This window comes from Haladaptatus sp. ZSTT2 (genome assembly GCF_037081775.1).
Taxonomy (GTDB): domain Archaea; phylum Halobacteriota; class Halobacteria; order Halobacteriales; family Halococcaceae; genus QDMS2.
Map to the genome: position 1 here is coordinate 2,219,843 of NZ_JBAMHQ010000001.1, position 14,444 is coordinate 2,234,286.

A 14,444-nucleotide genomic window follows, 5' to 3' on the forward strand; every position below is an offset into this window, starting at 1 on the left:
CCTGTTGGCGAAATGGGAAAAACCTAAACTCTGCCCGTGGCCTACGTTTCGTGTGAACCGGCAGCACGTTGCGCTCGCCGCCATCGCCCTCCTCTCGGTACTCGCCCTCTCCGTCGCGGCTGCGAATCTCGACGCCACCGCAGCGTCGTCGCCGGGTGCTGGCGTCGGGGGAAGCGATATCGGCGTCGGCCCTGACGAGGAGTTCTCCTTTGGCGGCCCCACCCCACCCGAACCAGTCGAAGAAGCGGCCTCGCCGTTCTATCGCCTCCTCTCAAAGCTCCTTGGAATCCTCATCGTCGTCGGCGCGCTCGTCGGCATCGTCGTCCTCTACAAAGACTACGGCGTCAAAGGTCCCGTCCTCGTATTCGGCGTCGGCATCTTCCTCGCCGTGTTCATGTACTACCTGCTCCGTGCGGGCGGGTTTTCGTTCGAAAGCGGGTCCGGTGGGTTTGGCTCCGGTGACCGCATTACCTTGCCCGGAGGCGGCACGCTCGGTGAGGTGACGAACTCGGTGGTTTCCCCCCAACCCGCCGTGTCGACGCCAGTCGCCATCCTCCTCGGTCTCGTCCTCGTGCTCGGTATTTTCGCGTACACGAAGTCCGTACGGGGCGACGACGAGGAAGCGACGGTTCCCGGCGCGCCATCAGCCGAAGTCGCAGAACTCGGCGCGGTCGCCGGTCGCGCTGCTCGCCGTATCGAACAGCTCGGCGGCGAACCCGAAAACGAGGTGTACCGCGCGTGGAAGGCGATGACCGACCACCTCGACCTGCCGAATCCACAGTCGAGTACGCCCACAGAGTTCGCGGATGCGGCCGTCGCGGCGGGGATGGAACGTGAGGATGTGGCCGAACTCACGCGGCTGTTCGAGGACGTGCGCTACGGCGGGCAGTCGGCCACCGAAGAACACGAACGTCGCGCGGTGAGCGCGCTCAAACGCATCGAACGCACCTACGGAGCGGATGCGACATGAACGGAAGTCGCACGCTGTTCTCCCTTCTCGGCGCGGGTGCGGTTCTCGGCGGTATCGCCGTCGCGTTCGTTCCCGGCCTTCTCGACGGCGTCAGCCAAACCCAACTCCTCGTCACCATCCTCGGCGTCGTGGCGCTCGTCCAGGCCGTGAGTGCGGCCACAGACCGCCTCAATTCGACCGACGAGGCAGCCACGACACACCCGGTCGAGTACCGCGACCCCGTCACGATTCCCGGTGCCGAGTTCGACGAAGGGTTCGGGGTCCTCGGGGCGATGGGGCGCATGCGCGGTGCCCGCCGTCGAGATGCGGTCAGAGACCGGCTCGAACGGGCGACCATCGACGTACTCACGCGCTACGGCGGCCTCTCGGAAGCGGAGGCCAACGCCCAACTCCGCGAGGGGACGTGGACGGACGACGTTCACGCCGCGGCGTTTTTCGCCGCGGAGGTAGACGACGCTGGCTTCTTCGGTGGCTTTCTCAGAACCTCGCTCATGAGCGAGTCGCTTTTTCAACAGCGCGCCCGACACGTAATCGACGCGCTCAACCGACGGCTCATCACGGAGGAGCGCTGAATGCGCGAGCACCTGCGCCCCGACCCGGACGCCCTCCCAGCCCTCGGGACGAACATCGACCGACAGACTGGCCGGTGGACGGGCATCAGCGTCGTCGCCTTCATCGCGGGCGCGCTCGGCGTTCTCACGAATCGGCCCGCGGTGTTGCTCGCGGGCGTCCTCGGCGTTGGCTTCGCCGCCTACGCCCAGCTTCGAACCCCACCTGTGGTCTCGTTGCAGGTGTCACGAACCGTCTCGACGGAAACGCCAGACCCCGGCGAGGAAGTCGAGGTTACGACGACCGTGATGAACGACGGCGATGGCAGGCTCACCGACCTCAGACTCACCGACGGCGTTCCGCCGGGTGTGGACGTGGTCGGTGGCTCACCGCGGTGTGCGACCGCGCTCAAGCCGGGCGAATCTGTGACCCTTTCATACACCATCGAAGCGGTGCGCGGCGGTCACCAGTTCCAGCCACTGCTCGCCCTCGCGCGGAACCTGCCCGGGACGGTCGAGCGAGCGGTTCAAATCGAGTGCGACTCGTCCATCGCCTGCGTCGCGCCGTTGCCCCCCGTCGGCACGTTTCCACTTCGCACCCAGACCTCACAGTACGCCGGGCAGGTCGAAACCGACACGGGCGGGTCGGGTATCGAATTTTTCGCCACTCGAGAGTACCGTCCCGGCGACCCACTCGGACGCATCGACTGGAATCGCAAAGCCCGGACGGGGCGACTCTCGACGCTCGAATTCCGTGAAGAGCGCGCCGCAACCGTCGTGTTGCTCATCGATGCTCGCGACGCCGCATACGTCGCCCCCGACGAGGACTCGGAACCGGCGGTCGTGCGCAGCGTCGATGCCGCGGCCCACGCCTTCGTGTCCTTGCTCGCACAGGGCGACCAAGTGGGCGTGGCAACGCTCTCACCGACACCGCTCTGGCTTGGCCCGCGCTCTGACAGCGAACACCGCGCCCGGGTGAGAGAAGCGCTTTCGACCCACGAATCGCTCGCAGCGACACCACCGACCGGCCCGTTCTACCCGTCAGTCCGAGTCAACCAGATTCGAAAACAACTGCCGAGCCACGCCCAGCTCGTCCTTATCTCCCCGATGTGCGACGACTACATCGCGTCGCTCGCCCGCCGCTTCGACGCCTACGGCCACCTCGTGACCGTTCTCAGCCCCGACCCGACGGCGACGGCCACGCCGGGCCAGCGACTCGCCCGCATCGAGCGCCAGACGCGGCTGTCGAATCTGCGCGCAGTTGGGATTCGCGTCATCGATTGGCCCGCTGCTGAATCGCTCCCCGAGACGCTCGCAAAGGCCACGCGGAGGCTCGCCCAATGACCGATATCGACCGAACGCCCCCCGATTTTGGCCGGGCGCTCACGATGGGCGTTGCGCTGGTTGCCGTGTTCGTCGCCGCCTACGCAGGCCCGTCTACGGTGTTGCTCGCACTCGCGGGCGTTCTCAGCATCGCCATTGGCATCCTCCGCGGGCGGCGCGTCGCAGTAACACTCGGCGCAGGCGTGCTGTTCGTTGCGCTCCTCCTCGCCGGGGTGTCAGGGCTTTCTATCCCGCTCACGCTGTTCGGCATCGGCGCGACTGTGCTCGCATGGGATGTCGGTGAGAACGCAATCGGTCTCGGGGAGCAACTGGGGAGAAACGCACCGACGAAACGCGCGCAACTCGTTCACGCAGGCGGCAGCGTCGCCGTCGTCGCACTCGTTGGGGTGCTTGGCTACGTCGTCTATCTCATGGCGATGACGACCAACTCGCTCACCGCGCTCGTGCTCTTGCTCATCGGCGCGCTGGTGCTCACGTCCGTGCTTCGCGGGTAGGTCTGCTGTCGGTCAGTCGATGGTTGGGACCGGGACCTCGTCGAGCACGTCGTTGATCACGGTCGCTTTCGTGATGTCGCTGATTTTCGCATCGGGCGTGAGGACGACGCGGTGGGCGAGCACCGCGGGAGCGATTCGTTTCACATCATCAGGGGTTACGTACTCGCGGCCGACGATGACCGCGCGGGCGCGGGCGGCCTCGAACAACCGCTGGGTTCCGCGCGGCGACACGCCGATTCTGACCCGCGGGTCGGCGCGCGTCTCGCGTGAGATGGCGACCATGTACCGCAGCACGTCGTCTTCGACGTGAATACTTTCAGGGGCCTGCTGGAGCGCACGCACGCGCTCGGTCGTGAGGACGCGCTCGACCGAGGGACTCTGGACGCGACGGGCCGCCCGACGCTTGAGCAGGTCGAACTCGCCGTCTTCGTTCGGGTAGCCAATCGCCGTCTTGACGGCAAAGCGGTCTACCTGCGCCTCGGGGAGCGCGAACGTTCCCTCCTGCTCGACGGGGTTCTGCGTCGCCATCACGAAAAACGGATCGGGGAGTTTGTGGGTGTCGCCATCGACCGTCACTTGCTTTTCCTCCATCGCTTCGAGGAGGGCGGCTTGGGTCTTCGGCGGCGCTCTGTTTATCTCGTCTGCGAGGACGACGTTCGCGAAGATGGGGCCTTCGGTGAACTCGAAGGTGCGGTCGCCTTCGTTGAAGACGTGGGTGCCGGTCACGTCGGAGGGAAGCAGGTCAGGGGTGAACTGGATGCGCGAAAACGAGAGGCCGAGTGCTTTCGCAAAGCTCCGGGCGGTGAGCGTCTTGCCCGTCCCGGGCACGTCTTCGATGAGGACGTGGCCCTGTCCGACGAGACCCATGAGGACGCTTTCGAGAAAGTTGCGCTCTGCGATGACGGCGGTGCTCACACCGTCTAAGACGGCCGCACACTCCGCGCTCGCCTCCGTGACATTCATGCACATATCGCGGTTCGGTGGGCGTTTATGTCTACCGAATTTCATGCTTTTGGGCCAGCAAAAATCGAAACGGATAAACGCAACACGCTGGAAGTCTCTGATGGAGCCGAGATAGCCTAGCCCGGCCAAGGCGGTTGCCTCGAAAGCAACTGTCCCTCGGACTCGTGAGTTCAAATCTCACTCTCGGCGTCTTTCAACTTTCCAAAACCCGCGAGCGACGCGTGTGTCGCGACTGTCTCATTCCATCGACGCCGGGAAGGTCGGGAGAAACGACAACTGCGAGGTCAGCAGATACAGTGATTTTCGGCTCGCACCAATCGAATACTGGCGGGCGCTCTTGTGAATCGGTGTCCGCTTCCCGTGAAACGTGGTGTCACCGTCACGAATCGCGTCGATGAGCAGGTCGCCGGTCAGCGTCTCCTTGGTGAAGGACACGTCGGCTTCGTCGACGTGGATTTTCGTGTACGCACGGCCGATGTTCGGGAGGTAGTGGGCGTCGCTCGCGCCGATTTTGGGGTAGTCGTGGCGCGTTGCGAACTTGTCTGCGCGGCGATTTCGATACCCGGTGAACAGCATGGAGTTGTACACCTCGATGCCGTCGCAGTCGGTGAGATTGCGCTTGCGGACGCCGTGGCGGGTGCGCTGGAACGGATGGGGCGCGATTGCGATGCCGCCGAGATCGCGGACGCGGGACACGGTGTCTGCGAAGGTCTCGCCTCGGGGTGGACGTTGGTCGACGCCGAGTGCGAGCAGGTGACCGGCCTTGGTCGAAACTTCGACGCCGGGGATACCGATGAGGCCGTAGTCGGGGGCTAATTCGGCGGCTTTCCGGGACTCCTCGATGGTGTCGTGGTCGGTGATGACCACGCCGTCCAGTCCGATGTCGCTCGCGTGGTCGAGAATTAACTCGACAGGCTCCCGGCCGTCGTACGACCCCTCGGAGTGGACGTGGGGGTCGATACGAACGGAGATTGTGCCGGCCATTTTTCTCGTGTCAGAGGCAACTGCAAAGAGCGTGTTAAGCGTTCTGCCCGACTGACTGATTCCAGATTGGAGTTTTCTTCAACACCGTTCGCAATGGCGATATTCGCTTGCCAGAGAAGCCAGCTTTTTCGTCACCCACCCAAAGTATCTGGTGTGAGCCGAAAGCAGACCGCTGCGTTGTTCGCCCTTCTTGGCCTGCTCTGGGGTGGGTCGTTCGTGGCCATCGAGATTGGGCTCGACTTCTTCCCGCCCATCCTCTTTGCCGCGCTTCGCTACTACCTCGCTGGAGCGCTCATGCTCGGCTACGCGGCGCTCACGACCGACCGCTGGCTGCCACGCCGTCGGACGGAGTGGCTGATTGTGGGCATCTCGGGGACGTTTCTCATCGCGGGCCACCACGCCTTTTTGTACCTTGGCCAGCGCCACGTTCCGGGAGCGATTGCAGCGGTCATCATCAGCCTCAGCCCGGTGTTGACGACGGCGTTTGCGAGCGTGTTGCTCCCCGACGAACGCCTCCGTCCGCTCGGGCTGGTGGGGCTTGCCTGCGGACTGCTCGGCGTCGCTATCATCGCCAATCCCGACCCACAGAACCTCTTTACGGCGAACGTCCTCGGCATCGCAACGGTGTTCGTGGCGTCGGTGAGTTTCGCCCTCGGTGCAGTGCTCACGCGCCCGATTCGGACGGACTTTCCCGTCCAATCGGTGCAGTCGTGGGCGATGGTGTTCGGGGCGGCACTGCTCCACGTTGTCTCGCTTGCGCGCGGGGAGTCGTTCGTGGCCATCGCGTGGACGCAGACGGCGTTCCTCTCGCTTGCCTACCTCGCGGTCGGTTCTGGAGCGGTTGCCTTTTTCATCTACTTCGACCTGTTAGACCGCCTTGGCCCGATTCAAATCAACCTGATTGGCTACCTCGAACCCGTGTGGGCGACGCTGCTCAGCTTCGTCCTGTTCGGGACGCTCATCGGCGCGCGAAGCGTGCTCGGTTTTCTCGCCATCTTCTGTGGGTTCGCACTCGTCAAACGAGCGGCGTTGCTCGATGGCGTCGGCGCGGTCGTCTCGCGGCTGCGAACCCACGCGGATTCTTGATGCAAAAACGCCTGACAGTCCCCGTTTTCTGGAAGTTGGTCAATGGCTATCGCCTCGCCTATCGTCTGTACGACTGGTGGAAAGCCATGGCTGATACACAAACCATTGAGCAGAACAAAGACGTTGCCCGAAAATCGCTGGAGGCGCTCTGGGGGCAGGATTACGACACAATTGACGAGCTTTGTGCACCTGAGTACGTCGGCCACGATGTGACCGTTGACGGTGACATCATGGGTCCGGAAGGCGTAAAAGAGTACTTCAGAGCCATTCACGCCGGACTGTCTGAGACGTCGTACACCATCGACGACATCATCGCAGAGGGCGACCGCGTCGTCACCCGCGGGACGAGTCAGGGAACGCACACGGGCGAATTAAACGGCATCCCGGCGACGAACAAGCGTGTTACCGTCACCGACGCAGTCGAATTCCGTATCGAAAACGGGAAAGTCGTCGAAACGTGGGCGATTCCAGACGGCCTCTCGCTGATGCAACAGGTCGGCATGCTCCCCGAACAGGGCAGCTAATTACCGCTTTTTGTACTACCCGGGGCGCTGGGCGTCATCGACGTCCTTCCCGATGAAGCCGCTTTTGAACCCGACCCAGGCGAGGACGCTCATGAACAGAATGGGTGGGAGAATCATGAACCCCCAGAGCGGGTCGAGCCCCCAAAAGAGCAGTAAGACGATGTCTGCGATGCCCAACAAGAGGAAGGGTAACACCGCGACCACGGCCTCAGTCGTCCGTTCCATATCCTGCCTTCTATCTACGAACGCAAAAGTCGCGCGTTTGCACTGGCTCGCCTCGATTTATTAACTCGGACTGAAGAAAATAGTGAATTTTATTAAATCCTGCCCCACAAATGGCAGCTTGATTAATAACCCGTGACCACGAAAAACAGCCAATGATTGCGGACTCGCCTGCGGCTTCTGGCCATGGACGCGGCCATGGCGGGAACAACCGGCAACAACTCTCCCTTTCTGTTCCCGAGATGGACTGTGCGTCGTGCGCCGGGAAGATTAGCAACGCCCTCGACGACGTGACGGGCGTCGTGGAGTACGACCTCCACCCGACGACCGGAAAGGCAGAGGTCGTCTACGATGCAGAACAGACCACGAGCGACGCCGTTCTCGCGGCGTTCGACCGTGCGGGCTACGAGGTGACGAATTTAGCCGAAGCCACCCAGTCTGCGAACGACGACACCACCTCGGTCTGGCACTCGACCCGCGCGAAACAGACGGCCGTGAGCGGCGTCCTCCTCGCGGCTGCCCTCCTCTTTGAGTTCCTCCTCGCGGGCGTGAACGTCACGGTTGCAACCGTCCTCACTCGGCCCTTCGTCGTCTCCGACGTGCTGTTTCTCGCGGCCATCGTCGTCGGTGGACAGGTCATCGTCCGCAACGGCTACTACTCGGCGCGGAATCTGAATCTCGACATCGACTTCCTGATGAGCGTCGCCATCCTCGCCGCGACGGGCGTCACGCTCGCCATTCCGTCGGTGGATTTGTTCGTCGAAGCCGGGTCGCTCGCCGTCCTGTTCAACGTCGCTGAGCTGCTCGAACGACGCTCCATCGAGCGCGCTCGCACCTCGCTCGCAGAGTTGTTCTCGCTCGCCCCCGAGACGGCCACCGTCAAACACGACGGCCACACCCACGAACGGTCGGTCGATGACCTCGAAATTGGCGACCTCGTCGTCGTCGAGCCGGGAGAGAAGATTCCGACCGACGGCACGGTTGTAGAGGGCGAAAGTGCGGTCAACCAAGCGCCAATCACCGGCGAAAGCGTCCCCGTCGATAAGGCACCGGGCGACGAGGTGTACGCCGGGACGCTCAACGAGGCAGGCTATCTCGAAGTCGAAGTGACGGCCACCGCCGCCGACAACACCCTCTCGCGCATCATCGACCTCGTCGAAAGCGCACAGGAAAAACAGACCAAACGCGAGCAGTTCGTCGAGCGCTTTGCGGGCTACTACACGCCGGTCGTGGTGACCGCAGCCATCCTCACGGCGGCCGTGCCGCCGCTTCTGTTCGCCGCGCCGTGGGTTGAGTGGTTCGTCCGCGGGATTGCCTTGCTCGTCATCGCGTGTCCGTGTGCGTTCGTCATCTCGACGCCCGTGACGGTCGTGTCGGGCGTGACGAGCGCCGCCAAAAACGGCGTGCTCATCAAAGGCGGCAGTCACCTCGAAGCGATGGGTGAGGTCGAAACCGTCGCCTTCGACAAGACGGGGACGCTCACGACGGGCAAACTGTCGGTCACCGACGTGATTCCGCTCAACGGTAATTCAGAAAGCGACGTGCTCGAATGCGCACAGGGCGTCGAATCGCGCAGCGAACACCCCATCGCCTCGGCCATTACCGCCCACGCGGACGCAGAGTACACCGCGGACATAGACGAGTTCGAGAGCCTGACCGGGAAGGGCGTGCGGGCAGACCTCGGCGGCGAAACCCACTACGCTGGAAAGCCCGCGCTGTTCGAGGACTTGGGCTTTGATTTGGCGCACGTCCACTTCACGACGAGCGCGGGTGGACTTCCCACAGAGACGAAGACGCTCTGTGAGCGCGACGACTGTCTCGACCTCGTTTCCGACACCATTCCGCGCCTCCAAGCACAGGGGAAGACCGTCATCCTCGTCGGCACCGAAGACGACATCGAGGGACTCATCGCCGTAGCCGATACCGTCCGACCCGAGGCCAAAGCCGTCGTCTCGGCGCTCAAAGAACGCGGGGTCCACACGGTGATGCTCACCGGCGACAACGAAGGAACGGCCCGGGCTGTCGCAGAACAGGTCGGCGTAGACGACTACCGCGCGAGCCTCCTACCCGAGGAAAAAGTCGATGCCGTCGAAGGACTGCTCGCCGAATACGACTCGGTTGCCATGGTCGGTGATGGCATCAACGACGCGCCCGCACTCGCCACCGCGACGGTTGGCATCGCAATGGGTGCGGCAGGCTCCGCGACGGCCATCGAAACCGCAGACATCGCGCTCATGGCCGACGACCTCTCGCGGTTGCCCTACCTCTACGACCTCGCCCACGAGGCAAACGGCGTCATCCGCCAGAACATCTGGGGAAGCCTCGCCGTCAAAGCGATACTCGCCGTTGGCATCCCCCTCGGGTTCGTCTCCGTCGTCGTCGCGGTGCTCGCCGGTGACGTGGGCATGACGACGGTGGTCACCGGTAACGCGATGCGACTCTCGAGAATCGAACCGGATGACGACGTGTTTGTCGATGCGTTTGGCGACAGCGTTTGAGAACGTCGGTTGCGCTACTTTAGCTGCTTCTCGTCGGTGAGTGCGTGTACGAACAATGTCCGGACGGCGTAGAGTACCGCCACGCCCACGACGACCGCGGCGACGGTGAGCACGACGTTGCCCGCGTTGAACACGAGTTTGAGCGCGACAAGCGACCCGACCCACACGAACAGCGCTGCCCAGAGCAGGAGGAATTTCCCGGTATGGCCGTATGGTTGTATGTTTGGCCAGTCTCGCCACATTCGTGACCCGTCTACGCCGTGTGCGAAGTCAGTTCGCCTTTCAGGAGCAAGCCCGAATCACCCCTCGCTGCCGTCAAACCTACACTTTTCACACCGTGTGAGAAACCCACACAGCATGACTGACCTGTGTTTCGAATCTGCGGCGTCGCTGACTCGGCAAATACGCGCTGGCGACCTTTCGCCGGTCGAGGTGGTAGACGCCTATCTCGCCCGTATCGAGGAGCGAAACGAGCGCACGAACGCCTACGTTCACCTCGTCGAAGCCGACGCCCGCGAGGCAGCCCGTGAAGCCGAAGACGCCCTCGCACGCGGCGACGACCCGGGCGCGCTCTGTGGGCTTCCCATTGCCGTCAAAGACCTGTTCGAGACGGTGGGAATCCAGACGACCTTCGGGTCGAAGCCGCTCGCTGCGTACGTCCCTGACGAGGATGCACTCGAAGTCGCCCGGGTAAAAGCCGCGGGCGGTATCGTTCTCGGCAAGACGAACACCTCCGAATTCGGGCACGTCGCCATCACCGACAACGAACTGTTTGGCACCTCGGGGACGCCCTACGCGCCCGAGTACACCTCAGGCGGCTCGTCGGGCGGGAGCGCCGCCGCCGTTGCAGACGGAATGGCTCCGCTCGCGCTCGGTTCTGATGCGGGTGGCTCGATTCGTATTCCGGCGTCGTGCTGTGGCATTTTCGGCCTCAAACCCTCGTTCGGGCGCGTGCCCCATCGCAGTCGGCCGGACGGCTTCATCGACGCGTGGCCGTTCGTTCACTCCGGACCGCTCACGCGCACCGTCGAGGACGCGGCGTTGGCGATGGACGTGCTCGCTGGTCCCGAAGCACACGACCCCTTCTCGATTCCAGCACCTGAGGGAAGCTATCGTTCCGCGCTCGACCAACCCGTCTCCGACCTCACAGTCGCCTACTCGCCGGATATGGAGGCGTTCACCGTCGCAGACAACGTGCGTGCGATTGCTGACGAGACGGCTGAAAAATTCGAAGAAACGGGGATGACGGTCGAACGAGCAGACCCGGCGTTCTCAGAGTTCTGGGACGAGGTCGAAAACGCCGCGCGCACCCTGTTTCAGGCGCGGGTTTCGTGGACGGTCGAACATTCGGAGGAAGCCTTTGGCGTTGACCTCGCCGAACACGGAGACGACCTGAGTCCGGCGTTCGGCGCGATGGCACACCTCGGGAAGAAGCACTCGATGCTGGCGCTCAGCGAGGCGAACGCCGTCCGGACGAAGGTAGTCGATGCCCTTGCAGACCTCTTTGCCGAGTATGATATCCTCCTCACGCCAACGATGGGCACGCCGCCGTTCGAGCGCGGTATCTACGGCCCCGAAGAAATTGACGGCGAGGAAATCGACCCATACACGGGCTGGTATCTCACGCTCCCGTTCAATCTGACGGGCCACCCCGCGGCGTCGGTTCCGGCGGGAGTCGTAGACGGCCGGCCGGTCGGGATGCAAGTCGTTGGCCGTCGTCACGCAGATGACGTGGTGCTCGCGGCGTGTCGAGCGTTCGAAAAAATCGCGTCGTGGCACGCTCACCGTCCGCCGAACTAACTGAAAACCAAACTACATTTTCTAGTCGACTCAGCCCATAGCTGTCGCTACAGGATACTATCGCAGTTCCTCTCCACTCGCTTGTGATGTTAGAAAATGGTTACTAATTATAAATTAGACTCGTCTAAACTTCTGGTTAGAACAATAGTATTAAATATGGGCTCTAATCTAACTCCGATAACAATGACTGATTCGCAACGACGGGCGACTGGACTGCTAACGCGCCGACAGGCACTCGCTTCCGGGGCGGGACTACTGACAGCAGGACTCGCTGGCTGTACCGGTGGCGGGGCGACTGCTGGTGGTGGCGCTGAGAACACCGGCGACAACCCGGTCGTCGCAGCATCGTTCTTCAGCTTTTTCGACTTCGCGCGGAAAATCGCCGAAGACACGCCAGTACAGGTGAATAATCTGGTTCCGACCGGCCTACACGGCCACGGTTGGGAGCCGAACGCGAGCGTTACGAAGGACATCATCGAGGCAGACGCGTTTCTCCACGTTGGCGAGAGCTTCCAACCGTGGGCTGACCGCGCGATTCAGACGCTCAAAGACGACAACGTCGATACGGCGCTCATCAACGCCCGCGAAGGCGTCGAACTCGTCGACCTCGCCGCGAGCTTAGACCCGGAAGAAGAGGGTGTTGGCGACGGCCGCGGGCAAGACCCGCACTTCTGGCTCGATCCACAGCGAGCGAAAACGTCGGTCGATAACATCCGCGCCGGTCTCATCGAGAACTTCCCCGACCACGAAGACACCTTCGCTGAGAACGCAGCAACGTACAAAACCGATGTGTTAGACCGCATCGACGCCGACTACCAAGCCGTCTTCGACGCCGCAGAGCGCAAGGTGGTCCAACTCGCGGCGCACAACGCGTTCCAGTACATCGGCGTGCGCTACGGCGTCGAGATGCGCCCGCTCGTCGTGAACCTCGCGGCGAGTGGCGACGTGAAACCGAGCGACATCACGGAAGCGAAGGACGTTATCGACGAACACGACATCAAGTACATCGGCGCAGGCGTCTTCGAGACGCGAAAGCCCGCAAAGCAACTGCTCGCAGAGACACCAGTCGAAGCGTACTACCCAGTCACGCCGTATGCGGGCGTCCGCGAGGACTGGGTTGCAGAGAACTGGGGCTACGAGGAAATCGCCTACAACATCAACATGCCCACCTTCGAGGTCGTTCTCGGGAACAAAACGCCTGAAGAGGTCGGTCTCGACGGGTGGGACAGCGAGTGGAGAAACTTCGAATGAGCGCGCCGAGCCCCGTCATCGACCTCTCTGCTGTGTCGTTTGGCTACACCGCAACGCCGGTGGTCGAAGATATCTCGCTCCAAATCGAGGCAGGCGAGTACGTCGCCGTCGTCGGACCGAACGGTTCGGGGAAATCGACGCTGATGAAACTCATGCTCGGATTGCTCCAGCCCGACGAGGGCACCGCGCAGCTGTTCGGCGAACCGTCGCAGGCATTCGACGACGGCGCGCGAATCGGCTACGTCGCCCAGCACGCGAGTGCCTCGAAGGAGATGCCAATCACGGTGCGCGAAGTCGTGAAGATGGGCCGGTTCCCCCACGTCGGGGTCGGTCGTCTCTCGCAGGAAGACTGGGCGATTGTTGACCGGGCGCTCGACACCGTCGGGATGACCGCGTTCGCAAATCGCCGGGTAACCCAGCTTTCGGGCGGACAGCGCCAGCGGGCATTCATCGCGCGTGCCCTCGCTGGGGAAGCCGACCTGCTCGTCTTAGACGAACCGACCGTCGGGGTTGACGCAGAGTCGGTCGAGGCGTTTTACGACCTCCTCTCTGCGCTGAACGAACAGGGAATCACCATCTTGCTCATCGAACACGACCTCGGCGCAGTGACCGAACACGCTGCGCGCGTCGTCTGCCTCAATCGGGGCATCTACTTCGACGGTCCGACCGACGAGTTCATAGAGAGCAACGCCCTCGGGCGGGCGTTCGGCACTGCCACCGCCATCGGAGGGGTTCAATGATTCCCTTCGAGGTACTCCTGCAGGCAAGCCCGCTTGACCCCGTGCTGACGCCGCTCTACGTGTTGCTCGACCTCTGGTACTGGCTGCTCACAGGCCTCTACCACCTGACGGGCCTCGAACTCATTAGTCCCGAGTACAAGTTCATGCACCGGGCCATCCTCGTCGGCCTCTGTATCGGCGTGATGGCCCCGCTCATTGGGACGTTCCTCGTCCATCGCCAACTCGCGTTGATTGGCGACGCGCTTGCTCACACCGCCTTCGCGGGCGTTGCGATTGGGCTGTTCTTGAACGCCGTGCTCAACCTCGGCGTCTCGCCGTATCTCACGGCCGTCGTCGTCGCCATCCTCGCCGCGTTGCTCATCGAACTCATCTCCGAGGCGACTGACGCCTACAACGACGTGTCGATGGCAATCGTTCTCTCGACCGGGTTCGCCCTCGGGTCGGTGCTCATCAGCATCAACGCGGGCGGTCTCGCCGTTGGCGTCAATCAGTTCCTGTTTGGCAACCTCGCAACCGTCTCGGCCGAGAACGCCGCCATCTTGCTCGTGTTGTTCGTCATCATCGTCGGCACGGTTGCGCTGTTTCGAAACCAATTGCTGTACGTCACCTTCGACGAGACTGCCGCGGCTGTCTCCGGCCTGTCGGTCACGTGGTTCAACCGCGTGATGGTCATGCTCACCGCGATGGTCGTCGTCGGCGCGATGCAGATTATGGGCGTCATTCTTGTCGCTGCGATGCTCGTCGTCCCGGTTGCCGGGGCAACGCAAGTCTCGCGGAGTTTCTCAGAGTCGCTCGTCGTCTCGGTCGTCCTCGCCGAACTCGCCGTCTTGCTCGGTATCGGCGTTTCCTACTACGGCGGGGCGACCGCAGGCGGCGTTATCGTGCTCGTCGCCGTCGCGCTCTACATCGGTGCGGTCGCACTTGGCAAACTCCAGACGCGCGTTACGGACGATACCGTGCCGGAACTCGGCAGCATCACCACGACGAAAAAGAGATCTGCAGAATCGGATTCGGACTGAT

Annotated in this window: 15 protein-coding genes and 1 tRNA gene; 12 read left to right on the forward strand and 4 right to left on the reverse strand. The window is 62.9% G+C overall.

The window, feature by feature from the left end; all coding sequences use genetic code 11:
• Positions 1 to 52 precede the first annotated feature (52 nt).
• From V5N13_RS12115 to V5N13_RS12130, 4 genes are read left to right on the forward strand one after another with little or no spacing between them, the layout of a single operon-like run.
• Positions 53 to 970 (forward strand): DUF4129 domain-containing protein, encoded by a 918-nt coding sequence (locus V5N13_RS12115; protein ID WP_336360975.1) that lies wholly within the window; start codon positions 53 to 55, stop codon positions 968 to 970.
• Positions 967 to 1,542 carry a DUF7269 family protein gene (locus V5N13_RS12120; RefSeq protein ID WP_336360976.1) on the forward strand — a complete coding sequence of 192 codons (576 nt, stop codon included), beginning with the start codon at positions 967 to 969 and terminating at the stop codon, positions 1,540 to 1,542. Before V5N13_RS12115 ends, V5N13_RS12120 begins: the two co-directional genes overlap by 4 nt.
• Entirely contained in the window at positions 1,543 to 2,862 is a 1,320-nt protein-coding gene (locus tag V5N13_RS12125; protein ID WP_336360977.1) for a DUF58 domain-containing protein, read from the forward strand.
• Positions 2,859 to 3,356: a DUF7519 family protein gene (locus V5N13_RS12130; protein ID WP_336360978.1), complete on the forward strand. Its 498-nt coding sequence runs from the start codon at positions 2,859 to 2,861 to the stop codon at positions 3,354 to 3,356. The genes V5N13_RS12125 and V5N13_RS12130 overlap by 4 nt, the downstream gene beginning before the upstream one ends.
• Before the next feature lie 12 nt (positions 3,357 to 3,368).
• On the opposite strand, the gene V5N13_RS12135 is transcribed toward V5N13_RS12130, so the two are convergent.
• On the reverse strand, positions 3,369 to 4,319 hold the full coding sequence (locus V5N13_RS12135) for an AAA family ATPase (RefSeq protein WP_336360979.1): 951 nt from the start codon (positions 4,317 to 4,319) through the stop codon (positions 3,369 to 3,371).
• A 105-nt stretch (positions 4,320 to 4,424) separates the two neighbouring features.
• On the opposite strand from V5N13_RS12135, the gene V5N13_RS12140 reads away from it, so the two are divergent.
• Positions 4,425 to 4,508: transfer RNA gene (locus V5N13_RS12140), tRNA-Ser, on the forward strand.
• 48 nt (positions 4,509 to 4,556) lie between these two features.
• Here V5N13_RS12140 and V5N13_RS12145 read toward each other — a convergent pair.
• Positions 4,557 to 5,303 carry a PHP domain-containing protein gene (locus V5N13_RS12145; protein WP_332898181.1) on the reverse strand — a complete coding sequence of 249 codons (747 nt, stop codon included), beginning with the start codon at positions 5,301 to 5,303 and terminating at the stop codon, positions 4,557 to 4,559.
• A 153-nt stretch (positions 5,304 to 5,456) separates the two neighbouring features.
• Here V5N13_RS12145 and V5N13_RS12150 point away from each other — a divergent pair, with 153 nt between their 5' ends.
• Positions 5,457 to 6,389 (forward strand): DMT family transporter, encoded by a 933-nt coding sequence (locus V5N13_RS12150; RefSeq protein WP_336360980.1) that lies wholly within the window; start codon positions 5,457 to 5,459, stop codon positions 6,387 to 6,389.
• Positions 6,390 to 6,475: 86 nt separating this feature from the next.
• A complete protein-coding gene (locus V5N13_RS12155; protein WP_332898183.1) occupies positions 6,476 to 6,913 on the forward strand; it encodes an ester cyclase in 438 nt (145 codons plus the stop codon).
• A gap of 15 nt (positions 6,914 to 6,928) precedes the next feature.
• Here V5N13_RS12155 and V5N13_RS12160 read toward each other — a convergent pair whose 3' ends face one another.
• Positions 6,929 to 7,138 (reverse strand): hypothetical protein, encoded by a 210-nt coding sequence (locus V5N13_RS12160; RefSeq protein ID WP_332898184.1) that lies wholly within the window; start codon positions 7,136 to 7,138, stop codon positions 6,929 to 6,931.
• Positions 7,139 to 7,290: 152 nt separating this feature from the next.
• Here V5N13_RS12160 and V5N13_RS12165 point away from each other — a divergent pair, with 152 nt between their 5' ends.
• Positions 7,291 to 9,633, forward strand: coding sequence for a heavy metal translocating P-type ATPase (locus V5N13_RS12165; RefSeq protein ID WP_336360981.1), 2,343 nt, complete (start codon positions 7,291 to 7,293; stop codon positions 9,631 to 9,633).
• A gap of 14 nt (positions 9,634 to 9,647) precedes the next feature.
• Here V5N13_RS12165 and V5N13_RS12170 read toward each other — a convergent pair whose 3' ends face one another.
• Complete coding sequence (locus V5N13_RS12170) at positions 9,648 to 9,875, reverse strand: hypothetical protein (protein ID WP_336360982.1); 228 nt, start codon at positions 9,873 to 9,875, stop codon at positions 9,648 to 9,650.
• A 115-nt stretch (positions 9,876 to 9,990) separates the two neighbouring features.
• On the opposite strand from V5N13_RS12170, the gene V5N13_RS12175 reads away from it, so the two are divergent.
• The 4 genes from V5N13_RS12175 to V5N13_RS12190 all read left to right on the forward strand — a co-directional run bounded on the left by V5N13_RS12175 (position 9,991) and on the right by V5N13_RS12190 (position 14,443).
• Positions 9,991 to 11,433, forward strand: coding sequence for an amidase (locus V5N13_RS12175; RefSeq protein ID WP_336360983.1), 1,443 nt, complete (start codon positions 9,991 to 9,993; stop codon positions 11,431 to 11,433).
• A gap of 183 nt (positions 11,434 to 11,616) precedes the next feature.
• The gene (locus V5N13_RS12180) at positions 11,617 to 12,684 is read left to right on the forward strand and encodes a metal ABC transporter substrate-binding protein (RefSeq protein ID WP_336360984.1); all 1,068 of its coding nucleotides are present in this window, start codon (positions 11,617 to 11,619) and stop codon (positions 12,682 to 12,684) included.
• Positions 12,681 to 13,424 carry a metal ABC transporter ATP-binding protein gene (locus V5N13_RS12185; RefSeq protein ID WP_336360985.1) on the forward strand — a complete coding sequence of 248 codons (744 nt, stop codon included), beginning with the start codon at positions 12,681 to 12,683 and terminating at the stop codon, positions 13,422 to 13,424. The genes V5N13_RS12180 and V5N13_RS12185 overlap by 4 nt, the downstream gene beginning before the upstream one ends.
• Positions 13,421 to 14,443, forward strand: a complete 1,023-nt coding sequence (locus V5N13_RS12190) for a metal ABC transporter permease (protein WP_336360986.1) — start codon at positions 13,421 to 13,423, stop codon at positions 14,441 to 14,443. Before V5N13_RS12185 ends, V5N13_RS12190 begins: the two co-directional genes overlap by 4 nt.
• Position 14,444: the final 1 nt, after the last annotated feature.

Bases quoted from the DNA above. Each gene is read 5' to 3' on its own strand.
- V5N13_RS12120 (WP_336360976.1), top strand. From the start codon at position 967: ATGAACGGAAGTCGCACGCTGTTCTCCCTTCTCGGCGCGGGTGCGGTT.
- V5N13_RS12125 (WP_336360977.1), top strand. From the start codon at position 1,543: ATGCGCGAGCACCTGCGCCCCGACCCGGACGCCCTCCCAGCCCTCGGG.
- V5N13_RS12130 (WP_336360978.1), top strand. From the start codon at position 2,859: ATGACCGATATCGACCGAACGCCCCCCGATTTTGGCCGGGCGCTCACG.
- V5N13_RS12135 (WP_336360979.1), bottom strand. From the start codon at position 4,319: ATGAATGTCACGGAGGCGAGCGCGGAGTGTGCGGCCGTCTTAGACGGT.
- V5N13_RS12145 (WP_332898181.1), bottom strand. From the start codon at position 5,303: ATGGCCGGCACAATCTCCGTTCGTATCGACCCCCACGTCCACTCCGAG.
- V5N13_RS12155 (WP_332898183.1), top strand. From the start codon at position 6,476: ATGGCTGATACACAAACCATTGAGCAGAACAAAGACGTTGCCCGAAAA.
- V5N13_RS12160 (WP_332898184.1), bottom strand. From the start codon at position 7,138: ATGGAACGGACGACTGAGGCCGTGGTCGCGGTGTTACCCTTCCTCTTG.
- V5N13_RS12165 (WP_336360981.1), top strand. From the start codon at position 7,291: ATGATTGCGGACTCGCCTGCGGCTTCTGGCCATGGACGCGGCCATGGC.
- V5N13_RS12170 (WP_336360982.1), bottom strand. From the start codon at position 9,875: ATGTGGCGAGACTGGCCAAACATACAACCATACGGCCATACCGGGAAA.
- V5N13_RS12175 (WP_336360983.1), top strand. From the start codon at position 9,991: ATGACTGACCTGTGTTTCGAATCTGCGGCGTCGCTGACTCGGCAAATA.
- V5N13_RS12180 (WP_336360984.1), top strand. From the start codon at position 11,617: ATGACTGATTCGCAACGACGGGCGACTGGACTGCTAACGCGCCGACAG.
- V5N13_RS12185 (WP_336360985.1), top strand. From the start codon at position 12,681: ATGAGCGCGCCGAGCCCCGTCATCGACCTCTCTGCTGTGTCGTTTGGC.
- V5N13_RS12190 (WP_336360986.1), top strand. From the start codon at position 13,421: ATGATTCCCTTCGAGGTACTCCTGCAGGCAAGCCCGCTTGACCCCGTG.